At 41.4% G+C, this 18,968-nt stretch carries 20 protein-coding genes and 1 tRNA gene; 15 read left to right on the forward strand and 6 right to left on the reverse strand.

Annotated elements, in window-relative coordinates; translation table 11 throughout:
• The first annotated feature begins 85 nt into the window (after nt 1-85).
• On the forward strand, nt 86-310 hold the full coding sequence (gene rpmE / locus F893_RS17390; protein ID WP_004279743.1) for a 50S ribosomal protein L31: 225 nt from the start codon (nt 86-88) through the stop codon (nt 308-310).
• Nucleotides 311-408: 98 nt separating this feature from the next.
• Here rpmE and F893_RS07700 read toward each other — a convergent pair whose 3' ends face one another.
• Genes F893_RS07700 through epmB form a run of 3 tightly spaced genes read right to left on the reverse strand, consistent with a single transcriptional unit; the run spans nt 409 to nt 5,333 of the window.
• The gene (locus F893_RS07700) at nt 409-2,574 is read right to left on the reverse strand and encodes an EAL domain-containing protein (protein WP_005251330.1); all 2,166 of its coding nucleotides are present in this window, start codon (nt 2,572-2,574) and stop codon (nt 409-411) included.
• Entirely contained in the window at nt 2,556-4,301 is a 1,746-nt protein-coding gene (locus F893_RS07705; RefSeq protein ID WP_005251333.1) for a hypothetical protein, read from the reverse strand. Before F893_RS07705 ends, F893_RS07700 begins: the two co-directional genes overlap by 19 nt.
• Nucleotides 4,302-4,310: 9 nt before the next feature.
• Nucleotides 4,311-5,333, reverse strand: coding sequence for an EF-P beta-lysylation protein EpmB (gene epmB, locus F893_RS07710; protein ID WP_005251335.1), 1,023 nt, complete (start codon nt 5,331-5,333; stop codon nt 4,311-4,313).
• Nucleotides 5,334-5,715: 382 nt separating this feature from the next.
• On the opposite strand from epmB, the gene efp reads away from it, so the two are divergent.
• From efp to F893_RS07755, 9 genes are all read left to right on the forward strand, one after another.
• The gene (gene efp, locus F893_RS07715) at nt 5,716-6,285 is read left to right on the forward strand and encodes an elongation factor P (protein ID WP_004279747.1); all 570 of its coding nucleotides are present in this window, start codon (nt 5,716-5,718) and stop codon (nt 6,283-6,285) included.
• 171 nt (nt 6,286-6,456) lie between these two features.
• Nucleotides 6,457-8,556: a carbon starvation CstA family protein gene (locus F893_RS07720; protein WP_004279748.1), complete on the forward strand. Its 2,100-nt coding sequence runs from the start codon at nt 6,457-6,459 to the stop codon at nt 8,554-8,556.
• A gap of 7 nt (nt 8,557-8,563) precedes the next feature.
• Nucleotides 8,564-8,869: a YbdD/YjiX family protein gene (locus F893_RS07725; protein ID WP_171054308.1), complete on the forward strand. Its 306-nt coding sequence runs from the start codon at nt 8,564-8,566 to the stop codon at nt 8,867-8,869.
• Between the two features lie 439 nt (nt 8,870-9,308).
• A complete protein-coding gene (locus F893_RS07730) occupies nt 9,309-10,271 on the forward strand; it encodes an AAA family ATPase (RefSeq protein WP_004646552.1) in 963 nt (320 codons plus the stop codon).
• A 12-nt stretch (nt 10,272-10,283) separates the two neighbouring features.
• On the forward strand, nt 10,284-11,189 hold the full coding sequence (locus tag F893_RS07735) for a DUF58 domain-containing protein (RefSeq protein WP_004646553.1): 906 nt from the start codon (nt 10,284-10,286) through the stop codon (nt 11,187-11,189).
• Between the two features lie 13 nt (nt 11,190-11,202).
• Nucleotides 11,203-13,197, forward strand: a complete 1,995-nt coding sequence (locus F893_RS07740) for a transglutaminase TgpA family protein (RefSeq protein WP_004646554.1) — start codon at nt 11,203-11,205, stop codon at nt 13,195-13,197.
• A gap of 47 nt (nt 13,198-13,244) precedes the next feature.
• Nucleotides 13,245-13,321: transfer RNA gene (locus F893_RS07745), tRNA-Val, on the forward strand.
• 181 nt (nt 13,322-13,502) lie between these two features.
• On the forward strand, nt 13,503-14,702 hold the full coding sequence (locus F893_RS07750; RefSeq protein ID WP_005251348.1) for a tyrosine-type recombinase/integrase: 1,200 nt from the start codon (nt 13,503-13,505) through the stop codon (nt 14,700-14,702).
• A 75-nt stretch (nt 14,703-14,777) separates the two neighbouring features.
• Entirely contained in the window at nt 14,778-15,458 is a 681-nt protein-coding gene (locus tag F893_RS07755) for an integrase arm-type DNA-binding domain-containing protein (RefSeq protein ID WP_005251349.1), read from the forward strand.
• Here F893_RS07755 and F893_RS07760 read toward each other — a convergent pair.
• The gene (locus tag F893_RS07760; protein WP_108675453.1) at nt 15,455-16,021 is read right to left on the reverse strand and encodes an IS630 family transposase; all 567 of its coding nucleotides are present in this window, start codon (nt 16,019-16,021) and stop codon (nt 15,455-15,457) included. The genes F893_RS07755 and F893_RS07760 overlap by 4 nt on opposite strands.
• Nucleotides 16,011-16,466, reverse strand: a complete 456-nt coding sequence (locus tag F893_RS07765) for a helix-turn-helix domain-containing protein (protein WP_004647755.1) — start codon at nt 16,464-16,466, stop codon at nt 16,011-16,013. Before F893_RS07765 ends, F893_RS07760 begins: the two co-directional genes overlap by 11 nt.
• 78 nt (nt 16,467-16,544) lie before the next feature.
• Between F893_RS07765 and F893_RS07770 the strand changes: the two genes are divergently transcribed.
• From F893_RS07770 to F893_RS17850, 5 genes are all read left to right on the forward strand, one after another.
• On the forward strand, nt 16,545-17,060 hold the full coding sequence (locus F893_RS07770; RefSeq protein WP_228130260.1) for a tyrosine-type recombinase/integrase: 516 nt from the start codon (nt 16,545-16,547) through the stop codon (nt 17,058-17,060).
• Nucleotides 17,061-17,183: 123 nt separating this feature from the next.
• Nucleotides 17,184-17,477: a helix-turn-helix transcriptional regulator gene (locus tag F893_RS07775; RefSeq protein WP_005251352.1), complete on the forward strand. Its 294-nt coding sequence runs from the start codon at nt 17,184-17,186 to the stop codon at nt 17,475-17,477.
• A gap of 22 nt (nt 17,478-17,499) precedes the next feature.
• The gene (locus tag F893_RS07780; RefSeq protein ID WP_228130254.1) at nt 17,500-17,823 is read left to right on the forward strand and encodes a hypothetical protein; all 324 of its coding nucleotides are present in this window, start codon (nt 17,500-17,502) and stop codon (nt 17,821-17,823) included.
• A 117-nt stretch (nt 17,824-17,940) separates the two neighbouring features.
• The gene (locus tag F893_RS18380; protein WP_005251355.1) at nt 17,941-18,075 is read left to right on the forward strand and encodes a hypothetical protein; all 135 of its coding nucleotides are present in this window, start codon (nt 17,941-17,943) and stop codon (nt 18,073-18,075) included.
• 69 nt (nt 18,076-18,144) lie between these two features.
• Nucleotides 18,145-18,309: a hypothetical protein gene (locus F893_RS17850; protein ID WP_005251357.1), complete on the forward strand. Its 165-nt coding sequence runs from the start codon at nt 18,145-18,147 to the stop codon at nt 18,307-18,309.
• Between the two features lie 208 nt (nt 18,310-18,517).
• Here the strand turns inward: F893_RS17850 and F893_RS07785 are convergent, their stop codons facing one another.
• Entirely contained in the window at nt 18,518-18,826 is a 309-nt protein-coding gene (locus F893_RS07785; protein ID WP_004782586.1) for a hypothetical protein, read from the reverse strand.
• Nucleotides 18,827-18,968: the final 142 nt, after the last annotated feature.

The following is an 18,968-nucleotide window of genomic DNA, read 5'->3' on the forward strand; positions in this document are numbered from 1 at the left end:
ATGAACGATGTTCCTGCTTCCTCAGTTGAGAGTGATCAATAGCGATGACAGCTAAACCTTCTTGAATCTAATGGAGTAATCGACGATGCGCGCCGATATTCACCCAAAATATGAAACTTTAGTTGCTACTTGTTCATGTGGTAACGTAATCGAAACTCGTTCAGCTCTTGGTAAAGAAACTCTTTATCTAGACGTATGTTCAGCTTGCCACCCATTCTACACTGGTAAGCAAAAGAACGTTGACACTGGCGGTCGTATCGACAAGTTCAAACAACGTTTTGCTGGTATGTCACGTTCTGTTAAACGTTAATATCCAAAATGAAAAAACGGGCTTTAAGCCCGTTTTTTTGTGCCTGCAATTCAGAAGATGATCATGCCACTTTCTAAGTTGCAGGTTTGTAGCAGCACTTAATGCTCTTGCACATCAATCAAATGATCGAGTTTTTTCTGGAAATAATTCCCCTGAATAAAGCGGGCATCCACGTTCCAGGCATTGGCGAACAATGTCATATCATTTAATTCACGGATCAGAATATTGAGTGGCTTGATTTCATTATAGCTGGTGATTTTTTCCTGTAACTGCTCAATCTCGGTATCTTTATTGAGCATATTGGTTAAGCTCGAATGTAAGCTGACACCATCCAGTTCCAGTTCGCGCAGTAAATTTTGACTGTACATGGATTGACCAAAATCACGCAGTGCAATCAGTGCGCCATGTTCATACAGCACGCGTAGATATTTTTGTGCATCTTGTTGATTCAGTAAAATATCTTCTTCTGAGAATTGCAAGATTAGCGGATGCTTCACTTTACTGCGAATAATCGTAATCAGCTTGGAAATAAATTCCGGGAAGGTGCGGTCTTTAAATAGTACGGCACGGTTCAAATTGACAATTAAGCTTGCATCAGGATACTGGGTAATAAAGTTGTGTAGCTGTTTACTGGCTTCAACCAGAATCCAGCGATCCAGTTTAATGGACAGTTCATCATCTTCATGAAGTTCTAAAAGGCTAGAAATATCCTGCCATTTATTCTCAAAAATAAAGCCACTGGTCACTTCATAGGTATATAAACGCGTATCTTCTTTATCATAGAGTTGTTGATATTTTAAATGAATCTCACCACGTTCTAGACATTCACTTAAGGCTTTCAAAATAGAAGGTGTAGCGCTAGGAATAGACGTGACTGCTGGACTGACGGCTGCCAATGTTGGGCTGGCAACTGGTGTTTCAGCAACACTGAAATCTATACTCGGCATTTCTACCGCAACCGGACTGCTCAGTGACGCAGGAATATCGAGTTTAAATTCAGCTACAGCTTCTGCTTGAGGTAAAGATGTAGAGAATGCCTGTCCAATCAGCGTATTGCAGTGCATTTCATCCTGCAGGCCCTGTTCAAGCATGACATAGCCCAAGCGCAAATTTAGAGGGAAGGTTTTTTGTCCCACTGTAATGAGTTGCGGTTTGCTTAAGGCATTTAAACTGATCAGTTTGGATTCAAGAATTGCTTTGGAATCTGCCTGTAACATACCTACAACAACATCATATTCCAGTTTAAACAGGGAAATATGGGTCTGTTCCATGAGGAACTCTTTGACTGCTTCAAAGTAGCCACTAAAAGTAGTCCAGTCAGACTGCAGAAGCTCAGGATCATAAGCGCTAAGAGAGAAAGTCACCAAGGCATTTACTGGTGCAGGCTGCTTATTGAGTTCACGCTTAAGTGAATGAAAAACGCTTGGTTTTCCAGGAGTCTTATTGGAGGAAACCGTTTGAGATTGGGTATCAATGCTAATTTGTACCGCATCTTCTTCAGCAGTGGAAGGCAAGAATTCCAGTTTTAATGGGTTAGATGCGGATACATGCGGATTCAGAGACTGAATCTCGACTCGACCTAAATCAAACTGACCCTGAGAAATCTTTTTGAAACGGGTTTTAAAATCATTCAAATCTGAAGGCTGGAGCAGATCCAGAAGCGGTAGGCCAATGATTTCGTCTTCATTTTGCAAGCCAAACAGTTTCAGGTAGTCCGCATTGGCCTGAATATGAATCCCTTCCTGAATGATGGCAACAGCACGGTTGCTGTCGTCTACTAAAGATTGTGCCTGAATTTGTGCTGTTTCCAGCTCAGTCATTAAATGTTGCTGAGATTGTGACAAACGGCTAAATGACAATGCTCGGACCAGTCCCACATAAAAGCGTTCCAAGTAGTCGAAGTTGAGAATGTCATATACCCCTTTACGGATATATTGCGCATACTGTTCAGCCTGATAATCATCCGGTTTAAGCAAAATCATCGGAAGGTCAGGTTGCTGCGAAAGACGCACGATCCCTAAGGCCTGTTCGTATTTCAGATCGTAGGCACGCCCAAAAATAAGCAGATCCCATTTGAAATTCAGCTGTTTTTCAAAAGACTGCAGATCATCCAGCAGCACAGCATCGACCTGATAATCATGACTGGTCAGAAGATCACGGATTTGGTTATATCTAATTTGATTATCATCAATAATCAGTAAACGTGTTTCAGTACGTTTTAACTTTTTAGACAATAATGGATTTCTCACTTCAATGCTTCCCATAAATCATGATTTCTGCTTTCATTCATGTGCTGATCGATAAAGTTTTCGATCATCTCTTCTTCCTGATCATTGAGTAATTCATAATCAAAACGGATGAAACTCTGCGTAATCAGTTGTGCTTTGGTCAGATAGATTTTGATTTCTTCCTGACCAAGACGTAAATGAATGGTTTGTTTTTCCCTAAACATCTGTGAACCAGAGACAATCAGGCTGGTCGAGACCTGATCCAGTTGCGTCATTTTCACCAACAGGGCAGGCTGATAGTTGACATGATGACGTTCGGTACGGGTATAAGCTGCACAAGGAAAGAGCTCTTGTGCCAAAATTTCCAGCCCGATTTCTAGGCTCTTATCCGTTGACTGCTTGATCCAGCGAATCACACCGCCACGCCACTGACTCTGGGTTTTTTCCTGAACCAGAATGAATTCACCGGTTTTCAGGTTAGCCGGGGTAATACCAGTCCATTTAATCCGGTAACCATTGACACTGATATCCAGAACTTCAGCGCTATGGATCTGTTTGGTTTCTCGATCGAGCGCCTTGATGCTGCTAAAACTACTTGGAATGGCGTTTTCCATCGAGCTGACAAAACTGCTTTCGCTCTGGAAATTATAATTGGCATCGAGTTCCAGGGTTTCATTGAAGTTTTTACCTTTAGACAGGTAAAAATGCGCCACGCTCAAGCCAAAGCAGATATTGATCTGTGCTGAATATTCATAACGTTCATGACGACGCTCGACATTGTTCGAGAGCAGATTGTAGATATGAAAATGCAGTGCAGGGGTCAGGAACAGTTTTTCATTCCGCGACAGATACTGGGCATTTTTGCTTTGAGTACCTGTTAAATGATCCATCAGGTTCTGAGTGGAAATATAGAAGCTCGGCTGAAACTGTGGCTCTTGATGGGAATTAAAGATTGGCGGATGATCTTTGCTGGCATCGACCACATAACGGGACAGCGTGGTTTCCTTCGGCAGGATCTGTACCAGTTTGGCCCAGTCAAAACTGCATAGATACAGGCCCTGAATTTCTGCAGGCCGGATCTGATGAGTATTGAAGATATCCAGTAAAATCAGCTGTGCATAGGCATGTGCAATGTTCTGGATATCATGCTGGGTGCCTAATACCTGATTGATATTGCTTTGATAGAAATTGTTGTCTATTGCACATTCAAGCAGTTGATGGGCAGCCAGCCATTGTCCCAGACCCGGCGTGCTATACAGCATATGTTGTTGATATAACAGAAGTGTGAGTTGTTGCAGGGCATAATAAATCGATACCATCCGGGCAGTTTGAATGCTCTTCTTTTTGCCTAGAGAAAATAGCGAAAACTTCTGATGCGTCAGCTGATGATTACAGCGTTTGACGATATCGATATAAATTTTGGCAAAATGACTGCGCAGCAGCATGGCCAGTTCAATGATCTGGTCATTCCGGTCGGAAGTGATCAGGCCCTGATTGACGAAATGCTTTTCCAGACTGGTCAGGACATTTTCAAGGGTGGGATGCAAGACCTGAATCAGGTCAAAGCGCAGGGTTTCTGGACATTTCAGCTCGGAAACTTCCAATAAGGCATTAAACAGGGATTTGGAGGAATTCCCCAGCTGTAGAATCGAAATCCCCGCAACCCATTCCTGCAAAGCCTTGGCAGTGGTTGGACAAAAGCTCAACTGCTCTCGTTTAAGTTCCGTCGGTGTCTGAAAAATGTCTGAAGTATGCGTGCTCATCTTTATTATTTAACTCAAAAATGTTGAAACCCCAAAAAGCGGTGTCTTATTCTTCTCGCCCGCTATTTCTCGAACCAGTTTAGGAACCAAATACCCCGGAAGGTTCGCTAAAACTTCTGTATAAATCTCATTAATATGGTCAGGCGCTAAATCAAAATGATGCGCACCTTTTACTTTATCAAGTACATGTAAATAATAAGGCATGACCCCGGCATCAAACAAGCGATAGCTTAAATCCACTAAAACCTGAGCAGAATCATTTACCCCGTTTAATAAAACCGCCTGATTCAGAACAGTGATCTGCTGTTGAACCAGTTGGTTTAAACGCTTGCAAGTGAAGTCATCCAGCTCCGATGCATGGTTTGAGTGTACCACCAGAATAATACGTAGCCTACTGTTTTTTAACATGCTAAGTAGCTCTTCGTCGACTCGGTTGGGGATCACAATAGGAACTCGTGAATGTATTCTTAAGAATTTGAGATGTGGTACTGATTCTAGTCGTTCAATCCAGGTTTTTAATTTCCGGTTCGATAAGGTCAGTGGATCACCGCCGCTCAGAATCACTTCATTAATATCGGGTTGGCTTTCCAGATATTGCTTGATATTTATCCAGTCTTCATTTTTAGGCAGATTTTCCTGATAGGGGAAATGCCGGCGGAAACAATAACGGCAATGTACAGCACAGGCACCAGTCAGTGTCAGCAAGAAACGGGATTTATATTTGTGCAGTACGCCGGGTTGCTGATTGGCCTGTTCTTCGCCCAAGGGGTCGGTAACAAATCCTGGATGTTCTTCCAGTTCCAGATGATGGGGCAGCACTTGTAAAAGCAATGGGTCTAAAGGGTTTCCGGTCTGCATTTTGCCCACAAAAGCACGTGGTACCCGCAGTTTAAACTGTTCAGAAGCTAAAATGGCGCCTGAGAGCAGTTGCTCTGGTGCAAGTTGCAGTACTTCAAGCAATTCGCGTGGATCAGTGATCAGGTCGCTGAGCTGTGATTGCCAGTTTTGTTCTTGATATAAATAGTTCGTCATGCCGGAAGATTAACAATAATAAGTGAGAGGACAAAGCCTGATGGGCGCAGTTTAACAGTTTGTGCGGAAGCGCAATAATCCACTGCGCTATAAAATAAAGAGTGATTAAGCTATGCTGATCTTCGTGCTCGCCTGATGGTATTTTAACGTTGAGCAAGACATGAATAAACAAAGGATTTTCATGTCTGATTGTAACTTAAACAGCCTGAGTGGGTGAAAGCGGATTTTTTCATTGCGGCAAAGTGTATTGCTCATTTAGAATACGCAACATCAAATGAATGTGCATGTGGCAACTCAATGTTCGTGTCAGACTTGCTAAATGACATCGCAACAGCCCATAGCATCAATAGATTAAAGTTAGTAAGTTTGGAGTGCGCCAGTCATGGCCTATTATTCTACGAATGATTTCAAGTCAGGCCTTAAGGTTATGCTTGATGGCAACCCATGTTCAATCATGGAAAACGAATACGTAAAACCAGGTAAAGGCCAAGCTTTTAACCGCGTAAAATTACGTAACCTTAAATCAGGTAAAGTTCTGGAAAAAACTTTCAAATCAGGCGAGAACCTAGAAGCGGCTGATATCGTTGAAGTAGAAATGGAATACTTGTACAACGATGGCGAAATGTGGAACTTCATGGATCCTGTTACCTTTGAACAGATCGCAGCTGATAAAACAGCAATGAGCGATGCTGCAAAATGGTTAAAAGACGATTCAAATGAAAAATGTACCATCATGTTGTTCAATGGCGTGCCTTTAAACGTGACTCCACCGAACTTCGTCGTACTTAAAATCGTTGAAACTGATCCAGGTGTTCGTGGTGATACTTCTGGCGGTGGCGGTAAGCCAGCGAAACTTGAAACAGGTGCTGTGGTACGTGTTCCATTATTCGTACAGCAAGAAGAAAGCGTTCGTGTAGATACCCGTACTGGTGATTATTTAGAACGTGCATAATGGTTTGAAAATAGACTATTATCGAGAGGGATGATTTAAATCATCCCTTTTTTTATGCCAAAGTCTTAGAGGAAAAGCGAAAGAACAGGCGTAAAGTCGCAAGGGAAAACAGCAGTACCTCGAACAACAACAATCACGCTGATTTGTATGCATCACAATATGAGGGATTGAATGGAAACTTTACAAAAGAAGTCGACGCTGACTTCGAAAATGATTTGGCTTTTGGTAGCCATTGTGGGTGCAGTCTCTTTTGGAGTTCTGGCACTGAGTCGGGGTGAGCATGTCAATGCAGTCTGGCTGGTACTTGCCGCCGCCTGTGTCTATAGCATTGCTTACCGTTTCTACAGTTTATTTATTGCCACCAAAGTATTTGAGCTGAATGAACGCCGTTTAACGCCTGCGCATCGTCTGGCCGATGGTCTGGACTATGTGCCGACCAATAAAAGTGTTTTGTTTGGCCATCACTTTGCAGCGATTGCCGGTGCAGGTCCGCTAGTAGGCCCGATCCTGGCAGCGCAAATGGGCTATTTACCTGGGACGATCTGGCTGTTAGTCGGTGTCGTACTTGCGGGTGCAGTCCAGGATTTTCTGGTACTGTTTATTTCCACCCGTCGTGACGGTCGATCACTCGGGGAAATGGCAAAACAGGAACTGGGAACCTTTGCCGGTATTATCGTGATGCTTGGTGCCTTGGGCGTGATGATTATCATTCTGGCGGTACTGGCACTGGTAGTGGTGAAAGCTCTGACCAACAGCCCATGGGGTGTATTCAGTATTGCAGCGACCATTCCGATTGCGATCTTTATGGGCATCTACATGCGTTTTATCCGCCCGGGTAAAATTGCTGAAGTCTCGATTATTGGTTTTGTCTTGATGATGCTGGGCATTATCTACGGTGAAAACATCGCACAACATCCATATTGGGGTCCGTTCTTTACGCTTTCTGGCACTGAACTCACTTGGGCACTGATCATTTATGGTTTCATTGCATCGGTACTGCCAGTCTGGCTATTGCTTGCTCCACGTGATTATCTGTCGACCTTCCTGAAAATTGGCGTGATTGCAGGTTTGGCCGTGGGTATCCTGTTTGCCATGCCTGAAATGAAACTGCCAGCGATTACCAAATTCATTGATGGGACTGGTCCTGTATTCGCAGGTTCTATGTTCCCATTCCTGTTCATTACTATTGCGTGTGGTGCGATTTCCGGTTTCCATGCCTTGGTTTCTTCAGGGACGACACCGAAACTGGTCAACAACGAACGCGATATCCGTATGATCGGTTATGGCGGTATGTTGATGGAATCTTTTGTAGCGATCATGGCTTTGATCTGTGCTGCAATTCTGGATCCAGGAATTTATTTTGCGATTAACTCACCAGCAGCCTTGCTCGGTACTACCGCAGAAAGCGCAGCAGAAGCAGTGCGAACCCTTGGTTTTGTGGTAACCCCTGAAGCCTTGAATTTACTGGCACAGGAAGTGGGTGAGAACTCGATTCTGTCGCGTACTGGTGGTGCGCCAACTTTTGCAATTGGTATGGCGCATATCATCACCGAAATTTTCAACAGTCGTGAAATGATGGCGTTCTGGTATCACTTTGCGATTTTGTTTGAAGCACTATTCATCCTGACTGCTGTAGATGCGGGTACGCGTGCCTGTCGTTTCATGGTGCAGGATACTGTCGGTATTGTGATTCCAGCAGTAAAACAATCACATAATTTCTTCGGAAACCTGTTGGGTACTGCGGTTGCAGTGGCAGGCTGGGGCTTCTTCGTCTATCAGGGCGTAGTCGATCCACTCGGCGGGATTAACAGTTTATGGCCGCTGTTTGGTATTGGTAACCAGATTTTGGCTGCGATGGCGCTCATTCTTGGTACTGTCATTCTGTTCAAGATGAAAAAACAGAAATATGTGTGGGTGACAATTATCCCGACAGTGTTCCTGTTCATCACTTCCATGACAGCAGGCTGGCAAAAGATTTTCCACGAAAATCCAAAGATTGGTTTCTTGGCGCAGGCAGATCGTTTCAACACGGCGATTGCCAATAATGAAATCCTAGCGCCAGCGAAAACTGTGGCAGAAATGCAGACGGTAGCGATGTCGAACCAGATTAATGCTGCACTCTGTGCTTTTTTTATGATTGTAGCCTTTGTCATGTTGTTTGCTGCAATTCGCGTTATCCGTCGTGCATTGGCAAATCCTGAGCCATCTGTACATGAAGCAGAAGCGATTTATCGCGATCCTGAAGAGATTCAGCCAGCGAAAGGTCATTAAGGGGAATATTATGAATCTGAAGTTTGCCAAAAGCGGGAAAACGATGATTTATAAAATCATCAAGATGACCGTAATGTCACAAAAGGATTTAATACTGAATCCGAAAAACTGGTCGCGGATTGCGACCTTGTGGCAACGTTTGCAGCAAAGTTTCCGTCTGATGGTCGGTGTACCTGATTACCAGACCTATGTGGAGCATATGCGCAAGCATCATCCCGATCTGGAAGCCATGGACCCGAAAACATTTTATCGTCACTGTGTGGATTCCCGTTATCCATCTGCGGGCGGTGATATGAAGAAGTGTCCGTGTTAATCATTAATTCATAGCAAGCGCCTTTCGGGGCGCTTTTTTTTATCGTTAAAAATTAATATGAGGAATAGACGATCGCGTTAAATCTGAGGTCATTGATTGAGCTAGCGTAGAAAAGTTTTATTATAAAAATCCATGAAATCGCTTAAGTCTCTATACCTTTTAAGTATGATTCTTTTCAAATAGATGGATGAGCTCAGATTGGTATTTTGAGATTTGAGCGAAAAGAAAAATGATCTCTATTTGTGTCGATCATTTTATTTGTTTTCTGCGCTTCTTACTTCTTTTCAACCTGATCATTTTGACTCTTCTATTATTTAAATCCTCGCCATTTTCTAATCAGTATTTTTATTCAGTTACACAGACAGATGATTGATCTTTTGGGAAAATTTAAATTTCAGTGTATGTTAATCTTAGGCCATGTTTTATTAAGGAAATTATTGTGATCTGGGGCATGAAACAAAAGGAAAATAACGACATTGCACACATCAATACTGTGCTTGAACAAAAAATTGCAAGTTATGCACCCAAGATCCAGCGTTTTTTTGAAGAAGTTAATGCCATTGTGTTGGATAAGCAGGCCCAGACCACACTGGCACTCTGTTGTTTGATTGCAGGCGGACATGTCTTATTTGAAGATTTACCCGGATTGGGTAAAACTACATTAGCCAGCAGTCTGGCACATCTGGCTGGGTTAAAGTTCCAGCGGATCCAATTTACCAATGACATGCTGGCCAGTGATGTCATCGGTATTAACATGTTTAACCAGAAAGAACATCAGTTCGAGTTTAAACAAGGCCCGATTTTTACTCAGATTTTACTGGCAGATGAAATCAACCGTTGTAGTCCCAAAACCCAAAGTGCCTTACTCGAAGCCATGGAAGAAGGCTATGCCACCATTGATGGCGTACGCTATGCCTTACCGAAACCTTTCTGGGTGATTGCGACACAAAACCCGCTATTCCAAAGTGGTACTTACGCTTTGCCGGAATCCCAGCTAGACCGTTTCCTGATGCGTTTATCTTTGGGGTATCCATCACGCCATGCAGAAAAACTGTTATTACAGCAGGAATCCCGTTTTGCCCTGATTGCAAGTCTGGCGCATATTTTTACCGAAGATGAAATTCTGGATCTGCAAAGTCTGACGCATCAGATATTTATCAGTGAAGCGATTCAGGAATATTTGCTTGATCTAGCAGAAGAAACCCGTAAAAGCCGTCATGGACTTTCTACGCGTGGCCTTCTGGCCTTGAAGCGCGCAGCACAAGCGTATGCTTTGATTCAGCAACGTGCTTTTGTCACACCAGATGATGTGCAGGCTGTATTTGTCGCGGTGACTTCGCATCGTCTGGGTTTAAGTGAAGCTGAAACGTTTAATGTGATGCAACAGGTTGCGGTCAGCTAAAGGAGTCCTCTCTTGGATAAAACCTGGCAAAAATGGCTGGCCAAGCGCTTTCAATTCTCACAGCAGAAACAGCTCTCGCAGAAAGATGTCTTGGTATTTATTTATCAGCAGGGCTATCTGTATCTGGTGTTGATCTTCATCACCTTTGTGGCCGGGGTGAACTATGCCAATAACCTGATTTTAGGTTTCTGCTTTTTAATCAGTGCGGTGCTGTGTATCAGTTTTTATCTGACTTTTAAGCAATTGCATGACCTGAAAATTGAATTGATCGCAGATGATGTGGGGCAGGTCGGTCATAGCGTGAATCTGCATCTTTATTTTCAACAGCAGCAGCTTCGCCCCCGCTATTTGTATATCAAAGCAGGGAATCAGCTAGCGAAAGTTTATCTGAATGCACAAAAACAGCAATTTATTCTGCCATTTTATGCAGAGCAACGTGGCAAGTTTGATTATCCGGTGATTCAGATTTATTCGGTTTATCCCTTTGGGTTAGTTCGAGCCTGGACCTATCTTTATCATCAGCATTCGGCCTGGGTCGCGCCTAAAGCTGAAGTTTTTAGCACAGAAAATAAATATCACTTTAACCGTTTTGAACCGGATATGGATGAGTTTCGTGAATTGCGCAATTACCAGTCAGGCGATTCCTTGCAGGCGGTGTCCTGGAAGCAGTTTGCGCGTGGACAAGGCTTGTATGTCAAAGTCTTTGAGCAATATCAGGATGAACACAGTATCGAGATTCATTATGCACATATGCCGAGTCAGTCACATGAAGAAAAACTTGAATTTGTGATGGGTCTGGTCGAGCAATGCGAGCAGCAGCAATGTGCGTATAGTCTGCATTTGCCACAGGCCGAATTGCCTCAGGGTGCAGGTGAAGAACAACTGCGGAAAGCCAAACAATTGTTGGCGCAGGCCTAAGGCGGGTAAATTCATGATCAATGCAAAAATCCGTACCTCGATTGTGTTGACTTTGGGCCTGATTCTCATCGCCCAGATGGCATTTATTCCGGTTCTACTCAGTATTATTTTTGCGATTAGTATTGTATGTATCTGGATTTTCCTGAAACGTCAGCAGCCATTTCCCAAAACGGGCACTTTTCTACTGACGGCTTTGGCACTCGGCAGTATTTATTTGAGCCATCATAGTTTTATTGGTGTTGAGGCTGGGGTAGCAGTTTTATCTACTTTTTTATTTGCTAAATCACTGGAAAGTAAAAATAAACGTGACCTGATTATTCTGTTTAATTTTGCCCTGTTTGTTGCTGCCAGCTCATTCCTATATAGCCAATCTTTTGGGATGGCGATTGTGATCGTGCTGTGTTTAATCAGCTGTCTGATTGGTTTGTACCGGATTCAGACTAGCGATTTTGAGCAGGAGCAGATCACTCAGCGCGCAGCATTGCAACAGGATGCCAAACATGTGGGCAAGTTTATCTTGTACGCTGTTCCATTTTTTATCTTGCTGTTTATTTTCTTTCCGCGCTTGCCACCACTTTGGCATATTCCCATTCCTGAAAATAAGGGTGTGACCGGCATTGGCGATAGTATGTCACCTGGGGATATTGCTGAATTATCCCAATCCAGTGCCCTTGCTTTCCGGATTATTGGTGATATCAGCAAGCTTCCGCCACGCTCAGAACTCTATTGGCGAGCGTTGGTGCTAGATGAATATGATGGGCAACGCTGGACCAGCAGTTTCGTCAATCAGCAGCCTTTAATGCGACAACCGATGGATACTTCACCCGTACCTACAGGCTGGAACTACCAATATCTGGCTGCGGATCCTTCGGTGTTCTGGATCATGGGGTTGGAAAAATCGATACCTGTGGAACGCCGTTATTATAACCGTCAGGATTGGAGCATTGTGCCGAGACGGCTCACGCAACGTGTTGAACCGATTTCGTTACAGTGGGTCGGGACAGCATATGATCCTCAGGCTTTGCCAACGCAATATATCGAAAGAACGAATACTCAGGTGCAGCGCCGACTTGACCCGAGAGCGCAACAATTAGCACAACGTCTATATGCGCAAAGTGCGGAAGATCCTCGGCGTTATGTGCAGCAAGTCTTGAATTGGTATCAGCAGAATAACTTTATTTATACCCTGAAGCCGGGCCAACTGGGGCAAAACCGGATTGATGAATTCCTGTTTAATTCCCGGCAAGGTTTTTGTGAACACTATGCCTCGAGTTTCGTGATGTTGATGCGTTATGTCGGGATTCCTGCACGGGTCGTCACCGGCTATCAGGGTGGGGAGTTGGCACCAGATCGCATGAGCTGGGAAGTCCGACAAATGGATGCTCATGCCTGGACAGAAGTCTGGATTGACCAGAGATGGCAACGCTTTGATCCAACCGCGATGATCGCTCCACAGCGTATAGATGATGGCATGCAAAATCTGCTTTCTCAGGATGCATGGGTATCGGCAAATCAGTCGACCTGGAACTCGCAGCATAATCTATGGGTCACCAAACTACGCGTTTGGAGCGATTATGCCAGCTACCAATGGCAAAGTAAGGTGGTGGGTTATAATGCAGAATCACAACAGAGCTGGTTATCAAAATTAGGACTCGGTTCAGTTTATTCGAGTGTCATAATTTTGCTGGGCAATATTGTGCTACTGATTTTGGCCTATGTCTTCAGAATTTATCTGAAAGCCCGACAGGCTCAATCTCCATTAGATCGCGCTATTCAGCAGCTGAATCAATCTTTAGCTGACGATCTCAAAAAACAGTCTGCTGAAACTTTTCATCACTGGATGCAGCGTTTATCTCAACAGGTTCAGATTGAAAACCAGACTGCCTTTATTCAAGCTATACAGGTTTTTGAAAAAAATCTTTATTCGGGAACCCCAATAACTGAACAAGAATTGAAAAAATTCAAGGATTTGCTTAAAACTTGCGCGGACGTTTTAAAAACTAAATGAAAAGGCTTGTTTTCGGTCGGAAAAATTTATAATATGCCAAGCATTCTAGGTGTATAGCTCAGTTGGTTAGAGCGCTACGTTGACATCGTAGAGGTCAGCAGTTCGAGTCTGCTTATACCTACCAATATTCGATTATAGATGTATTTATATGTACTTATATAGTCACTAAAAGCCCCTAAATTCAACAATTTAGGGGCTTTTTTTATATTCTACGCATTTATATGGATCTATATAATACAGCCCTATTTGTATCACCACGTGTATCACTGTTTAATAATCTAACTCGGTGATACAAGGTATAGGGCATGTTACGGAAAGATATAAAGAAACGACCGCTCAGTGAAAAAACATTATCTTCTTTAGTGCCTGAGGAAAAAGACTATCGAGAACTCGACGGTGTTGGCTTATATTTTTTAGTCAAAAAATCAGGTGTTAAAAATTGGCAGTATCGTTACAAGAATTCTGAAGGTAAATGGGCTTGGATGGGTCTTGGTGCTTACCCTCAAGTGAGTGCTCAACTTGCTCGTCAAAAAGCACGAGAATTTACTTCAGCTCTTTCTAAAGGTGAAAGCCTGAAGTCGAAGAAAGTACTGCTCGAGGAACGAAAAGAGCTTGAAAGCTTTTACTTTGAAAACCTAATGAGAGAGTGGTTGGACACTAAATCAAGTAAGTGGGGTGAGGCAACATACACGAAAGCTCAAAAATCTATTGAGAAGCACATTATTCCAGTGTTTGGTCAAGGTAATTACAAAGAGATTACGCCAAAAGAGTGGTTTGATTTTTTCCAAGGGCTACAACGTACTTTAGGTATTCATACTCAGATTGAGAAATTGGTTTCATACGTACGTGGTTGCTATGACTGGGCAAAGTTTAAAGGCAAGATAAATTCAAATCCAATAGAAGGCATGAGCAAACATCTAGATGCCTACGAGTCAGGGAACATGGATTTCGTGACTGTTGATGAATTACCAGCTTTACTTAAGAAAATTCGTAATAATAAAAAGCGCGCCATCGGCATTGGTCTTGAGTTGCTGATGATGCTATTCCCACGTCCAGGTGAGTTAAGGATGGCAAAGTGGGAGCAGTTCGATTTTAAAAAAGCCTTATGGACCAAACCTGCAGAAATGACCAAAACACGTCAGGAACATCAAGTCCCACTATCTAAGCAAGTAATTACATTACTCACAGAGTTAAGATCCATTCAGCCAGAGTCTGAGTTCTTGTTTCCGAGCCGTCTTTCTGTCAATAAAACGATTAGTGATATGACATTCAATTTAGCTCTGAATCGCTTGGGGTATAAAGGAAAACAGAATCCTCACGGTTTTAGACATCTTGCAAGTACCATTTTGAATGACACATTCAGTAAGAAAGAGCAAGTGATAGAAGTGTGCCTGGCGCATAAGAAAAAGGGCGTAAAGGGTATCTATGATAAATCACAGCATTTAGATGAGCGCCGTGAACTGATGCAGTGGTGGGCCGACTATTTAACTAAAATCGCTCTATAAAAAGTAAACCTTTTTCTTGAACTTTGATGAAAAACTCTCTGAACGAATCGAGTGCTGTGATCAACTGATATCAACATGTTTTTATTAAAAGTTGTAATGAAACGCACTGATTTAAAGAAAAAAGGTTACTTAGCAGATACAGTACTTACTGCACTAGAAGTAGAAATGAAAGATTATCGTCTATGGGATAGTCCAAATTTATATTTTTTAGTAAAGGCGAATGGCAGTAAAAGTTGGCAGTTCAGATATAAGAATGAAATTGGAATATGGACTTGGAAAGGACTAGGTCAATATCCGAAAGTGAAGTCTAGCCAAGCTCGAAAAATTGCACGTACCTTCTTAAATGAAATAGAAGAAGGTACATTTTTCAAAAATAGAGAAGAGGAAGCCCAAACATATTCTCTGACGACATTAATGGAAGGTTGGCTCAATACAAAGCTCATAAACTGGGACAAAAATACCTATCAAAAAGCAAAGGCATCTATTCAAAAACATATTTACAGCAACTTTGGTCAGCATGATTTTAGATATATCACAGCTAAAGAATGGTTTGATTTTTTTCAAAATCTGCAGCGAGATGTTGGAATCAAAAGCCAAGTAGAAAAACTATTTTACTATGTTAAGGATGCTTACGATTGGGCGGAGGTAAGTCATAAATTTAAAGAAAATCCAGTTAAAAATTTAAAAAAACGTTTAGATAAATATAAGGGTAATAATTTAAAGTTTGTTGAAATTGGTGAATTAAGTTGTCATTAAAAAGTAAACATGTATTCTTTTCCGAATTGGTTTGATACTTTCTCCACCCATTGCTCTATTTTGTCAGCTGTCATGACTTGAAAATCTCGCCAATAATATTTCATCTGCTTCCATACCATCTCGATTCGATTTAACTCAGGGCTATAAGCTGGAATAAAATACAGATTCGTCGAAAAGTTAGTTTTAAGTAGCTCTCTGTAATCAGCCATCTTTTTACTTCTATGAATCGAGGCATTATCAACAATAAGAACCAATGGAAGGTTATACGTCTGTTTTACTTGTTGAGCTATTCCAGTTAAATAGGCATAAAACCAAGTGCTTGTCACTGACTCTTGTAAACAACTAGTCACCAGTTTCCCCGTTGAAAGCAAACACCCCATGACATTAACTCGTTTTAATCTTATTGCATCAACCGCATGAACATCACCTATCTTTGTCCACGCATAGCGGTTATCAGGTGTAGATGAAAATCCTGTTTCATCAACATAACCTAATATAATTTCACCACGTGCCGCTTGCTCTCGTAATTCTTCAATCTGCTGTGTTGCTTGTTCAAATGCAATCGGATCTCTTTTTTTTCAAGCTATGACGGGTACGCTTGAAGACCATACCTGAATCCCGTAAAAACTTACGAATGGTTTCAACAGACACGGACACTTCGTATTCTTCATGTAGTTTGACTCGGATTTGTTCTGCATTGAGTGGACTTGTATTGACCCAATCTAGGATTTTCGCCTGATAGTCTGAGATCAATGTATTGGGTCGACCTGAGCGATGACCTTCTTTAATCGATTCAAACTCATACAATTCCCAACGTCGGCGTTGTAGCCTTATGGTTTCTGGGATACGTTCTTGTAGAGTGGCAACTTCCGCAACGCTTTTACCTTCGGAAAGCCAGAGAATAGTTTGGGCACGTTGCCTTTCACGCCAATGTTTTGCATGCTTGACCAGAAAAATGAGTCGTTCTCGCTGTTCTAAACTAAGTGGTACAGAAACAATTCTAGGCATGTGTGAACATCTGTTAACTAAAAAAACCTTTTCGCATCATTAGTTATTTTTGTCAACTTACCTAAACTATTAGAAAGTATAAGATCATATCCAACTAAATCAGTCGCGATAGGGCTTGAGCTGATGGTGCTTTTATTCCCACGACCAGGCGAATTACGGTTAACAATGTGGGAACATTTTGATTTAGAAAAGAAAATTTGGATCAAACCTCCAGAGATTACAAAAACTAAAAAAATACATAAAGTGCCGTTATCTGAGCAAGCGGTAAAGCTTATCTATCGGCTAAAGCAAATTCAGCGAGAATCGGATTATTTGTTTCCAGGAAGAAATTCACGAATGCAACCACTTTCAGATGGGACATTTAATAAAGCCTTAAAGTCTTTAGGTTACGACAATAAACAACATCCACATGGTTTTCGACATCTTGCCTCTACTGCGCTTAACGAAGCTTTTAGTAGTAAATCACAAGTGATTGAAAAAGCCTTGTCGCATGTCAAACAAGGAACTAAGGCTGTATATGATAAAGCAGAACACTTTGAAGAAAGATCCGATCTCATGCAGTGGTGGGCTGACTATGTGTATTCACTTAGCTGATTTCTTAATATAAAGATTTAAGAGTCACCTTAAGGTGACTTTTTTTTCCAGTTTTATCTCAAAATAATTTTCAATTTTTGGTCTTTGCTACGCTCTACTTAATGTCTTTATTTGAGATTAAAAATGGGTTTTGTGATTAATAGAAATGAATCTGAATTAACTGAAAACATTGAACAATCTGAAGTATTCAGCATTGTTCAGATAAAGCCTTTCTTATTGAGTTACAACACTGTATGTAAGCTTCTAGGTATAGAAAGAAACGCATTGCGAAATTTAATGAAGAAAGATGACAGCTTCCCAGAACCCTTGAAAATGGGGCAATCTCGTCAAGCAGCTGTCTATTTTGATCGGGAAGAAATTGAAGTCTGGTATCAAAGGTTTAAAGAAAGATGCCGAGGTCAAAATGAGAAAATTTAAGAAGTTAGAGAGGATTCTAGAAGTGGCCAAAAAAAATGGTAAATATCAGATAAGTAAACAATACGCTGTAGTCACCAAAATGTATCAGCCATATATCAATATGACCGTTAATCAAATTGATATTGATGACATATTAGAGAATAAGAATAAAAAGCCAGTCATATTACAAGAGGGCTTCTGGATTGAGGATAAGAAGGGGACGTATCTATTTTGTGGCTATACGGCGTTGTGTATGTACATGCATCTTAAATACGTCGGAATGGATGAAATCGTAAAACAGTTATACGGCAAAAAAGCATTAATTGACGACGAACAATACGAGCTACAGACGATGAAATACTGCTAAAGATTGGAAATATTACATGAAAAAAATCATGAAAATTTAATCCTTGTTAGTGTAAGAGATGTATTTGCATCGATAAAAGGTACACGTCAATAATATTGAAAGAAGCGTAGGTAAAAAATGAAAAAATTCAAAGCACTCATCACTCTTGTGAATCATGCTAAAGAATCTGGATGTGAAGTTTTTAAAAAGTCTGATATTTATTTTTTGACAGGAGCATATCAACAAGAATATGACCGCCTTTGTGATGAATAAGATTTATATGGGGAGGAAAATGAAGATTATGTCAGTAAAGAGAGATACGACCAAAAGGGTGGATTTTGGATGCAAGCAGGTTGTGATGGAATTTTTTATTTAGGTATGACCATGGCTGAAGTTTATGAGACTTTGAATGAAGATAGTGTTGGAGACCAATATGGTCACTTGTTTGGCGATAAACCCTTATCACCTCAAGAGTTAGATTTCTTAGCAACAATTCAAGCAAGTTAATACATGATGAAATTATGAACCACCTTCGGGTGGTTCTATTTCAGTTATTTAAAAAATAAACAATTATTGATTGTCTGAAGATGCGGATCGTGGTGTGAGTATGAATCGTTTGGTATCGGTAAAATTGGGTATGCAGTTTTATCTCTTGAGGAGCACCCAAATTGCAGATAAGCATTCTTAGGGGTGCTCTCTATTCTAAAAATATGATTTATTCAGACTGTATAACCATATAAAAAATTGATAATAACTCATTAGAGAGTTCTTGGTAATTGATAATCCCTTGCTTGTTAAAGCCATATTTTTCAAAGTACTGGTTGTCTGTAAAGTAAGCAACTGCTTCAAAAGTATTGAGGTGTTGTGCTACATCTAACTTGTTGCAAAATATCGGATTGAACTGAAGTTGTAGCGCCGTAGCTTCAATGATTTTTGTCGCAATAATTTTAGAAATTTGACGGACATTTAAATTTCGAATTACTGGATGGATCGAAAAAGGGATATGACTCGGTGAACTGCTCATAATAGATTCCACGATAATTTTACTTAAATGGTCTGTTATGAAAGAATGCAAAGGTAAAACGTCGAAATTTTACATCTTTCATTTCAGTGATTTGAGATGAAAAGCATGAGTGCTTTATTGTCGAGATAAGGCACTCATGCAC

The organism is Acinetobacter sp. CIP 102136 (assembly GCF_000369685.1).
Taxonomy (GTDB): Bacteria; Pseudomonadota; Gammaproteobacteria; order Pseudomonadales; family Moraxellaceae; genus Acinetobacter; species Acinetobacter fasciculus.